Here is a 12,403-nt window from a genome sequence, read left to right as displayed (position 1 = left end):
GCCAGGATGGAGGAAACTAAAACAACAGGAACCGAAAAAGCTGAGAACAGAAAAAACCGAACCATAGAGCGTACTGCCGGAGTTTTCTTACTAGCAGGACTCATCTGGATTTTTTTTATTGCCTTCGATGTGAGCAGGCATGTTAAAACCAATAATGCCCAGGTTGAGGCCAACATGGCCTCGGTGAATGCCCGGGTGTCGGGTAACATACTTGAAATCAGATTCGATTCTTACCAGGAAGTAGAAGCCGGAGATACCCTGATAGTACTGGACGATTCGGAATTTCGAATAAAGGTAGCACAAGCTCAGGCCGATTTAAACATTGCCAGGGCTAACTTGTCTATTACAGAACAATCGGTTATAACTTCCTACGCTCAAATGGAGGCTGATGTGGCAAAAATGAAAGGAAATACCGCAAGTCTCGAAAAGGCTACAAGAAATTACGAACGGTACGAGAATATGTTTGCCGATTCAGCAGTTACCCGCAACCAATTCGACCAGGTTATTGCCCAGCTAAAAACCGAACAGGCATACCTCGAAGCAAGCCAACAAGATGTACTTGCAAGTAAATCGATCACGGAACAAAATAAGCGTAACCTTGAGTCGAACCAGGCTACCATCCAAAGAAAAGAGGCCGATTTAGCAGCAGCATGGTTGCAGTTATCCTATACCTGCATCACAGCACCCATGGATGGCATTATAGGGGAACGGACCATACAACTGGGCGAACTTGTATCGAATAACCAAACTTTGGCTACTATTGTGCAAAGCAACCAGAAATGGGTCATTGCAAATTTTAAGGAAACACAGCTTGATAAAATAAAAGCTGGCAAAAAAGCAATTATCAAAGTCGATGCACTTAATGGAAAAAAATACAAAGGAATGGTCACCGAGTTAGCTCCTGCAACCGGAGCCAAATTTTCGATGATAGAACCCGATAACTCTACAGGAAATTTTGTAAAAATCACTCAACGTATTCCGGTTAAGATTGAATTTGAAGCCCCTGCCGAAGAACTTGATGCCATTAAGGCAGGTATGAACGTTTCTGTAAAGGTTAAAAAATAGAGTAAATGGGTTGGAACAGGGGCGAATTGTTAAGGATAACGGGCCTATACCTGTTAATTGTGCCATTCCTGAATGTGCTGAATGCCACAGCCTATGAAAATGCCCAGATACAAGGTTATTTCGGTGTATCTTCGACCCAGTTTATGTACATGAACCTTATTCCGGTATTTACTCTTATTGCCGGAATTCCTCTGGCTCTTGAAATTGCCAAGCAGATTAAATTGCGTACCCTCTTGTATACCGTAATCATTTTTTCGTTGGTGTTAAACAGTGCCTCGGCTTTTGCTCCCAATTTCTATCTGTTTATCCTATTCCGCTCGCTGCTTGCCTTTTTATCGATTCTGGGAATTTTTGGAACTCTGTTCCCTATCATCATGCGTTATAATCCGGCATTTAACATGGCTATTTTGTATGGCATTGTTCAGTTTATAATACAAGGAAGTAGCCTATTATACAAATATTTTGGAGCTCAGGTGGCACATATATACGATTGGAGAACATCCCTTATGATGGTTAACTTGAATTTCCTCCTATGTTTTGTGCTGACGCTAGTATTCGTAAAAAAGGATGTTGCCCCCTTAAAAACGCCATTCCGATTCGATTTCAGAGGCTGGCTAATCCTGATTCTCTTTTTCACCCCAATACTTTTTCTTACAGCAGAAGGACAAATCAGAGAATGGTATTCCGACAGAGGAATTAAAATGGCAACTGCCCTAATTCTTATAGTTATTGGCATTTATGCCATTCATTTAAAGTTTTCGCAAAATCCGCTTATCGATTTCAAAGTTTTTAAATATAAAAATGTAGTAATCGGAAGCGTGTTCTTTTTCCTGATTGGCGTGTTGAACAATACGGGGTCTGTAATATTAGGCTTTATGTCAGGTATACTTGGTTTCGACGACCTTTACCAGGCCCGAACCCATCTTACAGTTTTTGTAGGCATTCTCATTTCTATCCCTCTCTGCACCTGGCTGTTGTACAAGCGGGTGTACCTTCGGATAATATCTGTGGCCGGATTTCTGGCTTTTGGAATTTACCACCTGTTAATGTTTTACAGGTTCTATCCCGGAATTGGTGCAAAAGATTTTGTATTGCCACTCATATTCAAAGGAATAGGAATAGGATTTTTATATGTAATAAGCTCCTTGTATATTTCCGAAAATGTCCCCAAACCTATGAGTACCTCGCGTATGATGAGTGGCCTGATTGCTCGCAACGTGATTGCTATCTTACTTGGCTCTGCGATACTAGGCACTGTAATTACCCGCCTTACCTTAAACCACACAACCGGAATCAGTCAACAATTAAATGAGGGAAATCCTCAGGCAGTTTCGAAATACAACCAGGTTAAAAATTTGGCCTTGCTAAGCGGAGAGCAGTGGACCGAAGCCGAAAAAGCGGCCGACAATTCACTTCGGTCCGAAGCAAACAATACAGCCAAAATGTTGGCTTATAAAGACATTTACCTGGCCATGGCCATAATCAGCCTCATTCCCATACTACTAATTCTGTTAATGGGCATGGGCAAACGTGCCGTTGGAACAATCGAAGTGGAACCTATACCCATTTAGTGCTAATAAAAAACCTATTCTCAGCAGGTTTTTAAATAATAGATTGATAATTTTAAAAAACCATGCCTTCACATGATACAAATATTTGAAGTCGATTTCGAAAATAAGCTGCACACCACTGCCGTGGTTGATTTGATGAATCATTACATGCAGGACGAAATGGGAAATCACCCACCGCACACCAACGAAAGTGCAAAAAGGCTGATCGAAGGTTTAAAAAATCATTGCAACAAGCTTTGCGTCTTGGCCGAGGAGGATGGAAATTTCGTGGGCCTGGTAAACTGCTTTATTAGTTTTGGCACTTTTGCTGCCCGGCCATTTATCAATGTGCACGATGTAGTGGTGCTGGAAAGTGCACGAGGCAAAGGTGTAGGCAGGCTCATGCTTGAATTTGTTAGCAGCAAAGCCCGCGAAATAGATTGTGCCAAAATAACCCTCGAGGTAAGAGAAGATAACGCAACTGCCAAACATCTTTACAATAAACTCGGTTATAAAGAAGGCAATCCACCCATGCACTTCTGGACAAAATACCTCGATTAAAAGCCTCCAATACTCCGATATAAATACCAGGGATTTCCTCTATGACTTATGAAGTGGCAGTGTTACTGCAATTTAATTTAACCTCTAAGCTCAAACCTCTGTTTTTCAAACATATTGAATAGGTTTGTTTTGCTTTTAATATATTTTGTGTATCTTAAACCTTACGAACCTTGGCAAGGTGTTTTTGGATTTGAGGTTGGAAAATCACTAAACTATTGCGATATGATTTATTTCTCGGACGAGGAATTAGACAGGTTAATCACCGAAGATGTTCCTTATTTCGATATGACAACTCGTTTGACCCGCTTTGGCAGTCAGCTTGCCCGCATACAGTTTTATACCCGCGAGGCTACTGTAATTTGCGGCACCGAAGAAGTAATGCGTTTATTTGCGAAACTTAACATCACCCCCACCCTGATGACCCTGAGCGGTGAATACATCGAAAAAGATGTGAAATTTCTCGAAGCAGAAGGATTGGCCAAACACTTGCATACTTTATGGCGTATCTCAGCCAATCTCTTAGGTTATGCCAGTGGCATTGCTACCTGTACAAAAGAGATGGTAGAGGCTGCAAAGTCGCAAAACCCGGACATTATAGTTTCAGGAACTCGAAAAACAATACCGTATACCCGAAAAATTGTAGCCAAAGCTATACTAACCGGAGGAGGTAATATCAACCGCCTTAGTTTATCGGAAAATATTTTACTCTTTCACAATCACTATAAATTTCTAGGTGGGTTAAATGGCCTGCTAAAAAAATTTGATCAGCTTAAAAAAGATGCAGCTGGCAAGCCCATTGCGGTGGAAGCAAGCAACGGTGCCGATGCACTGGCTCTTTGCGAAGTGCCCGTAGATGTCATTCAGCTCGACAGCATGGAGCCTAATGAAGTGAAAAGCATGGTTGACCAGATGAGACAAATTAATTCGCATGTTAGAATAGCTGTTGCCGGAGGAATTAACCTTGGGAATATCAAAGAATATGCTGCCACAGGAGTTGATATTATTGTTACTTCATTCCCGAATAATTGCAAACCTGCCGAGTTTAAAGTTGAAATCGAACCTATGATAGATTAGTGAACTGGAGTTTTTCGAAATAAAGAACATAACTGGTTTGGTCTTTAAATCTGCAATTCAAGTCATTGTTGCTTTTTAATTACATACACAGCATGAGATAGAACTATTGGCAATACTGCCAACAAAATCGCACCTGCTGCAAGCAAAAAGTGCCAAAAACTCAAACCAATATGGTAATAAAAACCGGCTAGCCATTGAGGTATTACAAGGTAAGAGACAACAAAGGCTGTAATTGCGGCTGGTATCAATAGAATAAGGTTTCTAAGGGAAATCACAAACACCAGATTTTCTGTGCCGGCACCTAATATTTTTCGGATAGCTACTTCGCGCGACTGCACTACTGCCCGGTTGGCTATTAAACCAAAAAATCCCAGAAAAGATAAAAAGAGGGCAACCACCGAAAACACAATGAAAAACCTCCCCAAACGAGAGATGGTGTCATACTTCAGGTTAAAATCCTTGTCGAGGTAAAAATGAACAAAAGGATATTCAGGGGCATATTTATACCAAACCTGCTCAATGGCAGCAATAGTTTTAAGCATATCGTCTGAATTGGTTTTTACACTCAGATATCCCTCCCAGTTTCCAGGCATTAAGCAAATAAGGAGCGGTTCAATTTTTTTTTCAAGACTCTGAAAGTGAAAATCTTCCAATACTCCTATTACTTTATAACTATGTCCGGGTCTATTGCCAAAGCCAGGTTGATACAATTCGGCATCCAACGGATAACTCAAACCCATTTTATCGGCAGCGCTCTGATTGATCAAACAAGCTAGGGTATCGCCTGAAACATTTTTGTCGAAGAATCTTCCTTGCTTAAGCCTAAGCCGATAAGTATTAACAAACTCATACCCCACAAATAATTGATTAAAAAGAAGCGCAGCATCCTCTTTAGTGCCCTTTAATCGAAATGTGTTTAAATTAAAATCGCGGCCGGGAATAGAATTGGAATGTGATACCTCAGACACACCTTCAATGCTTTTAATTTCCTGTTTAAATACCTGCAGATTTTCGCGCAAAGCATCAGAACGTCTGATTATCAATATATTGTCCTTACTAAAACCTACATCACGGGTTACCATAAAATTTAATTGGGCAAATACCACAATAGTGATAATAAAGATTAAGATGGTAACCGAAAACTGCAAGAAAACAAACAAAGTGCGCATCCGGCTGATCGTGTTTCTGTTTTCTTTGTTTCCATCTAATACATTCAGAATATTCAGTTTCGAAACAAACAAGGCAGGGTAAGTGCCCGCAAGAATTCCAATAACAAGGGTAACTAAAAGAATAAGTGCCACAGAACGTATATTCTGAAACAAAACAAATTGCAATGAAAGATTAAAAATACGGTTAAAAAAGGGCAAAAAGCCCTCAGCAAGTAAAAGAGCCAGTGTAAGTGCAATTAAACAAATCACAATCGATTCTACCAGAAATTGTACAATCAGGTGTCGCTTTTCGGCACCGGCAATTTTCCTGATAGCTACTTCCTGAGACCTTCTGGAAGAATTAGCAGTGGATAGATTGACAAAATTCAAACAGGCAATAAGCAGAATCAGCCCGGCCAAAAAACCGAGCAAACGCACATAAATAGCTTTGCTATTAGGTTTTAATTCCGATTTCAGGTCAGAATATAAATGAATAGAAGAAAGCGCTTGTAAACGAAAAATGTACTTATCGTCAGATTGAAATACATCGGTCATTACACTAACCAATTCTGGCCGGATATACTTTTCAAAAAGACTGTTGGCAGCCATTTCGACACTATCTTTAAGGCTGGCATTCTCTATTCTCAGGTAAGTATATACATTATTCGACCCCCATGTTGTTGATAGCAAATAATCGTAAGTACTCAGTGAAGCCAGCATATCGAAATGTATATGCGAATAGGATGGAGGATCTTTTGCTATTCCGGTTACTGTATAAGGTTTCTCCTTTATTTCTACTTTGAGTGTTTTACCAATTAGATTTTTTGTAGTGCCAAAATGCCTCATGGCAGCCGATTCGGTAAGCACAAGGCTGCGTGAAGCGACTAGCATGGAATCTATTTTGCCTTCGACAATTTCAAAGCCATCGAAAAACCGAAAGAAATTGGAGTCGACAAACAAAATATTGTCTTCGTTAAAACGGACACTATCGTTTGATACCAACCAGGCTCCCAGGCGGGTAAGTCGGGTAATTTCAGCAATGGCATTAGATTCTGTTTGAAGGTATTTGCTCATAAGTGCACTGCTTGTGGCACCTTTAAAATCCTGGCCATGCAGACGGCCCTCCAAAGTAACGCGATAAATTAAATTGTGCGAAGTATGGAATCGGTCGTAACTCTTTTCATGATTGATAAACAAAATAATTAGAAGCGTGCAGGCCATACCCACCGCCAGCCCGAGAATATTCATAGCAGACGAGAAACGATGGGCGGCAATATTTCGGAAAGTAGCCAGAATAAAATTGAGAATCATACCTTTAAAGTATTCCGATTGATTTTTAACAATAATAATACCATAACTATCAACAGGTTACTTATGTGGTATTTAGTTATTTGGCTGCAGATATATAACTGTTCATCCCTGAACATACATGTTCGAAACCGAATAATTAAAGCCTCAGTTAGTTAGAAGGTTAAACTTGGTTCCAATGGCATCGGCAATATCCTCTCCATCCTCGAGCATCTTGTCGTCTCCATCGTCGTAATACCAGTCAACCGACAGATTAAAACCTTTATTCTTTAGCTCCATCAGACGTTCGAGCAAAACAAGGATATATTTTTGCGAAGCCGAGTTGCAGTAATCGAGTTTAAAAACCAATCGGATGGTTCCGGGCTGAATTGTAACTGACCCTTCATTCAAGGAATCGACCCAATCGATAGCCTGCTGATAAAATAAACCTACATTTTCCGGCCTCGATACTCCTTTAAACTGCATGGAAAGGTTAGCCGGATTAAAGTCTAAAGCCGGGGTGTAATCGGTAGCACTTACAATTAATCGTTTCATTCCAAAGGTTATTTTTTCAGGTAATATTTCAATTCAATTACAATTGATGCGAAGCGTAATTCGGTAATAATCATATGTTTCGCTAATCTCGTGAAAAGTAAAATTGATTTTACGATCGGTAATTTTTGCCATTTCCACTATGCCAAGGCCAGCTCCTCCTTTTTCCGAAAACTGACCATTGGTAATTATCTGCTTGTATTTATCTTTTACACCCTGCTTGTCGAGCAGAGCAGTTTCCTCCAATCTCATCTTCAGCTTTAAAGCATCGGCCTTTAATACTGGATTTCCAACCGAGATGGAAATACTATCGCTAAGTCGTGAAATGGTAATTTCAGGAGGGAAGTTTTGGAGTAACCCTGTTTCGTGCTCAAAATTTTCGTGATATTTTAACACATTCTCAAGGGCTTCTATCATCACCATCAATACCTTTTTGTAAACCGATTGCTTTACATGACGCTCAAACATAATTTCCTTGAGTTCACTAATAAGGTCGCCAATGGTATCGTAAAGAATGATTCCTTTGTAATGAAGATATATTTCTTTTTTCGAGCTGTTCATTTTGGCCTTTAAAAACTCGTATCAAGATACAAATATTCTTTTAATTCTTAACCTCACGAAGCCTTTTGACTTTCGTACCCCAGGTCTGGAGGTAGCTTCAATTGCTGGGAGGCCAATACAGCCAATCGGTCGCACCTTTCATTGCCGGGTATGCTGGCATGCCCTTTTATCCATTGAAAATGAACCTTATGCTGGCGATATACTGATAAAAAACGAAGCCACAAATCGGGATTTTTCTTTCCTTTAAAGTTTTTCTTTTCCCAATCGAAAAGCCATTCCTTTTGCACCGCATCGCACACGTATTTTGAATCGGAATATACTGTGATTTGGCTGCCTGGATTCTTCAACGCTTCCAATCCAACAATTACAGCCAGCAATTCCATACGGTTGTTGGTGGTAAGCCTGAAACCACCCGAGAGCTCTTTGTAATGCTGGCCCGACTGGAGAATTACGCCATAACCTCCGGGGCCAGGATTACCGCTGGCAGCTCCATCGGTATACATAATAATCTCAGCCATGATGCGGTAAAACAATACCCGTATTGGATAAAAATAGCTTGATAGAAACCGCGAGAAGGATTATTCCGAAGAATTTCTTAAGAATTTGTATTCCTGCTCCACCCAGATATTTTTCAAAAAAGCGGGTCGATTTCAACACAAAATAAACAAAAACAATATTGAGCGTGAGAGAAATCATTATTTCAAGTAAGCTATATTCGGCCCTTAGCGAAATTAAAGTAGTCATGGAGCCGGCGCCTGCAATGAGCGGAAAAGATAAAGGAACAATACCCACCATTTTCGAGGGTTCGTATTTAAAGAACTCATGCCCCAGAACAAGCTCAAGCCCAAGAAAGAATATTACCAGCGAACCTGCAATGGCAAAGGACGAAAGGTCAACACCGAATAATTGCAAAAGATGCTCACCCAAAAAGAGAAAGAGGAGCATAATAATATAAGCCACTGCAGAAATTTTAAAAGGAGCAAAAGTGCCGATAGACTTCTGTTTGATGTTGATAATGATGGGTATAGAACCCGTAATGTCGATTACTGCGAACAAAACCATAAAAGTCGACACTATATTTACCAATTTAACTTCCATTTTTTACTGATTATTAATCTGTTAGTAATTCCCTGTTTCAGGGTACAAAGTAAATTTAAAAAACCCAACAAGCAAACTTGCCTCAAAAAATATAACCCGAGAAAAACTTGCTGCCAAAACAATCTTTTTTCAGACTTAAACTAAAAATCGAGTGAAGTTTGTGCATCGAGCAGCTTGAAACTGCGACGGTGGTAATTGGTAATACCATATTGAAGAATGGCTCTGCGATGCTCTTTGGTAGGATACCCTTTATGCACCGCAAAACCATATTCAGGAAATTGCTGGTGAAGTTGTACCATAAAATCATCGCGGCTTGTTTTAGCAAGCACCGAGGCAGCTGCTATGGAAAAATACAGGCTATCGCCTTTCACAATGCAGGTATGCGGTATCTGCCGATAGCTGTAAAAGCGGTTACCATCGACCAGAATATGCCCTGGCTGAACTTTTAATTTTTCAAGTGCCAGGTGCATTGCTTTGATGGAGGCTTTTTGAATATTCAACAAATCAATCTCGGTGTGATCGACAAAAGCCACTGCATAATCTACTGCCTCTTTTTCAATTTCGGCGCGAAGCTGTATTCGTTTCTTTTCAGATAACTTTTTGGAATCGGTCAATACCGGACTATAGTAATCGGGCGGCAGAACCACAGCAGCAGCAACCACCGGGCCTGCAAGGCATCCTCTGCCTGCCTCATCGCAACCGGCTTCTAAAAGCTCCGCAATAAAATAGGCTTTGAGCATACATGCAATTTCTACCTCAAAAATGCAATTATCTGCCTACAAGTCCTAATTTCTTTTTAAATAGCCTTGCTAGCCTTAATGTGTTGCTAATAATGCGAACAGGAAATCAATACAAATGAAGCTCCCCGCAGCAAGCTGACGGGGTATCAGCAAAGGACTTTATTTTATTCGCTTCAAGAGGCGGGGTATTTACCCGCGCACCCGCTTTCAGTCCCGATGGATTTAAATAGGGATTCTGACTATAAAATTTCATTTCGTGAACTCATAAAATTTAAGTCTCACAAATAAATCGCTATTTTTGAAATTAAAATAAGCCCATTGAAGAAGCGTTTCGTCGAAAACCTGGCATTCTTTTTTGCCCTCAACCTGCTCATTAAACCCATCTATGTTTTTGGCATCGACCGTGTGGTACAAAATACCGTGGGAACTCTCACTTATGGCAGTTATTTTCCCTTGTTTAACCTTGTTCTGATTTTTCAGATTTTTCTTGATTTGGGCATTGAGAATTATTCCCGAAAAGAAATTGCACATAATCCGGGTTTAAGTCATCGGCTTTTATCGGGATTGCTGGGAATGAAAATCCTCTTAAGCCTGCTTTTCATATTGGTTTTTTCAACTGCCGGATTTTTTGTTTTACCCTCCTTACACGAATGGCAATTGTTTGTAGTGATCATCATCAACCAAACCCTTGCTTCGTTTATTTTATTTCTACGGGCCAACATGGGTGGCCTGCAACTCTTTAAGTCGGAAAGTATTATTTCAGTTGTCGACCGTTTTGCAATGATTCTGATCTGCGGCAGCCTGTTGCTTATTCCGGTTACCAAAAACCAGTTCCGGATCGAATGGTTTGTGTATGCCCAATTTGCCGCCTATTTATTGAGTTTAAGCCTTAGTTTGCTTATTGTATTGCATAAAAGCCGAAAGATATCCCTGAGCATAAAATGGAAGCATTACATTCCCTTGCTTCGCCAACTGAGTCCCTATGCATTGCTTTTATTACTTATGTCGGTATACTATCGCATCGACTCGGTATTTCTCCGTTACCTCTTGCCCGATGGCAGGGAACAAGCAGGAATTTATGCACAAAGCTTTCGCATTGTAGATTTTCTGGCCAATTATGCACTTATATTTTCGCTAATTCTTTTACCCACTTTTTCTAAACTGTTGCGCGAGCGCGAAGAAATAAGCTCTCTGCTAAAAACCGCCCTTTTGATTTTATTGGTACCTGCAGCCTCTATGTTAATAGCACTGATTTTCTACCGCTATCCTTTGTTTCAGTTTCTTTATCCGGGCAGCCCTTCAGAATCGGCCGATATTTTTATGATTCTAACACTAAGCTTTATTGGAATGTGTATCAGTTATACTTTCGGAGCGCTGCTTACGGCCAATGGAAACCTAAAAGAGCTTATTGTGATGGCATTTGTTGCAGTTGGTATCAGCCTTACGCTTAATATACTACTTGTGCCATTGCTTAAAGCAACCGGGGCAGCTATTGCCAATGCCAGTGCACAATTATTTGCTATTGTCTACCACATTGTGGTGGTGAAAAAAAAGTTCATTCTAAAAACTGACTGGAGCCTTCTGATAAGAGCCAATATATTTATTGTTTTCGCACTGGTTTTTGCCTATCTCATCTTGCACTCAAATTTGGAATGGATACCCGGAATCATCCTTACTGTAGTTTCTATTCTTATTTTGTCCTTGTTCAGTCAGCTGATTAAAATCTCGCAATTGGTTTCTTTTATATTGACCTACCTTCCGCGAAAAGATTTATCAACAAGCTAAAAAAGCTAAGCCATAAAAAGAAAGTAATTTACTAGATGCTTGTCAACCTGCAATTTACCAAACTACAATAATAAAAAAAGCCCTGAAAAACAGGTTTAGCGGCTGTAATTTGTTAATAAATAGCATTTTGCCGTGGTTTGAATAGTGCGTAATTTCGAAAAGCTCATTTGCCATTGCCGCAATTACATGAAAAGAAGGTCAGCCACAGAAAACAGCCTGAAACGCATCAACCGGAGGTCGATACTGTTTAATCAGCGCGAACTTAAAGCGATTGATCACTATTGCGAGCGTTTTAAAATTGACAACCGTTCGAAATTTATGCGCGAAGCAATTATTACCGAAGTGCTTAAGAAATTCGAAGACAACTATCCGACCCTTTGGGATGATCAGCAAATGAGGCTTTTTTGAACTCGCAGCTATCGGTAAGCCATTTCAGAGCACAATTTCGTACCAACTGCCCCAAACAAATTTTCCCTCGCCGGCATATTGTCTGAACTTTACGAGCTTAGCAGCCAGATCGATTTCTTTCCAGCTAATCTCCATTGCACCAGAAGCAGTTAAGTTGGTAATGTAACCCTTGGTTTCTTGTCGAATCGCCTCTGCTTGCGTGTAATTGATTTTTTCTTTCACATGAAATTTGGCTCTTTGCCGTTGAAGCACTTCTTCGAGTTTTTCATTTTCAAATACAAGCAGGCTAATTTCCTGATAGCGCATCACACTTCCCCTGTAGGGAGGGAGCGATTTGCCTCGTTCAAGCTTTTCAATGTCTTCCCAAAGCATGGGCCTCTCTTTTTTATTCACCAGCATTTCAGCTGTCTCACCCGTCTGATCGTCTTTAAAAATCACCTGACGGTAGGGCCCATTATCCTTATCCACACCGATTAATCCAAAACCTACAATCCGAACAAATCGCTCATTCATCGGTACAATATCAATTTATGCAAGTTTACAAAATCGTTAAAAAGTATTAAAGAAGCGAGGC

General features: G+C 40.3%; 13 protein-coding genes. 6 read left to right on the top strand and 7 right to left on the bottom strand.

The features are described 5' to 3' along the window. The first annotated feature begins 6 nt into the window (after nt 1-6). The 4 genes from IPM71_09840 to modD all read left to right on the top strand — a co-directional run bounded on the left by IPM71_09840 (nt 7) and on the right by modD (nt 4,250). Nucleotides 7-1,065, top strand: a complete 1,059-nt coding sequence (locus IPM71_09840) for an HlyD family secretion protein (GenBank protein QQS49913.1) — start codon at nt 7-9, stop codon at nt 1,063-1,065. Nucleotides 1,066-1,070: 5 nt separating this feature from the next. Next, complete coding sequence (locus IPM71_09835; GenBank protein ID QQS49912.1) at nt 1,071-2,636, top strand: MFS transporter; 1,566 nt, start codon at nt 1,071-1,073, stop codon at nt 2,634-2,636. Between the two features lie 72 nt (nt 2,637-2,708). After that, complete coding sequence (locus IPM71_09830; protein ID QQS49911.1) at nt 2,709-3,176, top strand: GNAT family N-acetyltransferase; 468 nt, start codon at nt 2,709-2,711, stop codon at nt 3,174-3,176. A gap of 222 nt (nt 3,177-3,398) precedes the next feature. After that, nucleotides 3,399-4,250 (top strand): ModD protein, encoded by an 852-nt coding sequence (gene modD / locus IPM71_09825; protein ID QQS49910.1) that lies wholly within the window; start codon nt 3,399-3,401, stop codon nt 4,248-4,250. Between the two features lie 62 nt (nt 4,251-4,312). On the opposite strand, the gene IPM71_09820 is transcribed toward modD, so the two are convergent. From IPM71_09820 to IPM71_09795, 6 genes are all read right to left on the bottom strand, one after another. Next, nucleotides 4,313-6,709 carry an ABC transporter permease gene (locus IPM71_09820; GenBank protein QQS49909.1) on the bottom strand — a complete coding sequence of 799 codons (2,397 nt, stop codon included), beginning with the start codon at nt 6,707-6,709 and terminating at the stop codon, nt 4,313-4,315. Between the two features lie 144 nt (nt 6,710-6,853). After that, nucleotides 6,854-7,240 carry a DUF1987 domain-containing protein gene (locus IPM71_09815; protein ID QQS49908.1) on the bottom strand — a complete coding sequence of 129 codons (387 nt, stop codon included), beginning with the start codon at nt 7,238-7,240 and terminating at the stop codon, nt 6,854-6,856. Nucleotides 7,241-7,273: 33 nt separating this feature from the next. Continuing rightward, on the bottom strand, nt 7,274-7,798 hold the full coding sequence (locus IPM71_09810) for a hypothetical protein (protein QQS49907.1): 525 nt from the start codon (nt 7,796-7,798) through the stop codon (nt 7,274-7,276). A 53-nt stretch (nt 7,799-7,851) separates the two neighbouring features. After that, the gene (gene rnhA, locus IPM71_09805) at nt 7,852-8,316 is read right to left on the bottom strand and encodes a ribonuclease HI (GenBank protein ID QQS49906.1); all 465 of its coding nucleotides are present in this window, start codon (nt 8,314-8,316) and stop codon (nt 7,852-7,854) included. Further along, entirely contained in the window at nt 8,309-8,896 is a 588-nt protein-coding gene (locus tag IPM71_09800) for a MarC family protein (GenBank protein ID QQS49905.1), read from the bottom strand. Before IPM71_09800 ends, rnhA begins: the two co-directional genes overlap by 8 nt. A 140-nt stretch (nt 8,897-9,036) precedes the next feature. Further along, a complete protein-coding gene (locus IPM71_09795; protein ID QQS49904.1) occupies nt 9,037-9,636 on the bottom strand; it encodes a ribonuclease HII in 600 nt (199 codons plus the stop codon). Nucleotides 9,637-9,954: 318 nt separating this feature from the next. On the opposite strand from IPM71_09795, the gene IPM71_09790 reads away from it, so the two are divergent. Together IPM71_09790 and IPM71_09785 are read left to right on the top strand one after the other, a co-directional pair. Continuing rightward, nucleotides 9,955-11,421, top strand: coding sequence for an oligosaccharide flippase family protein (locus IPM71_09790; protein QQS49903.1), 1,467 nt, complete (start codon nt 9,955-9,957; stop codon nt 11,419-11,421). Between the two features lie 186 nt (nt 11,422-11,607). After that, on the top strand, nt 11,608-11,829 hold the full coding sequence (locus IPM71_09785; GenBank protein ID QQS49902.1) for a hypothetical protein: 222 nt from the start codon (nt 11,608-11,610) through the stop codon (nt 11,827-11,829). 24 nt (nt 11,830-11,853) lie between these two features. Here IPM71_09785 and IPM71_09780 read toward each other — a convergent pair whose 3' ends face one another. Then, nucleotides 11,854-12,342 carry a hypothetical protein gene (locus IPM71_09780; GenBank protein QQS49901.1) on the bottom strand — a complete coding sequence of 163 codons (489 nt, stop codon included), beginning with the start codon at nt 12,340-12,342 and terminating at the stop codon, nt 11,854-11,856. Nucleotides 12,343-12,403 lie beyond the last annotated feature (61 nt).

The sequence above is a fragment of the Bacteroidota bacterium genome (genome assembly GCA_016699695.1).
Lineage (GTDB): Bacteria > Bacteroidota > Bacteroidia > Bacteroidales > UBA10428 > UBA10428.
This window is presented reverse-complemented; position numbering and strand designations above follow the sequence as displayed.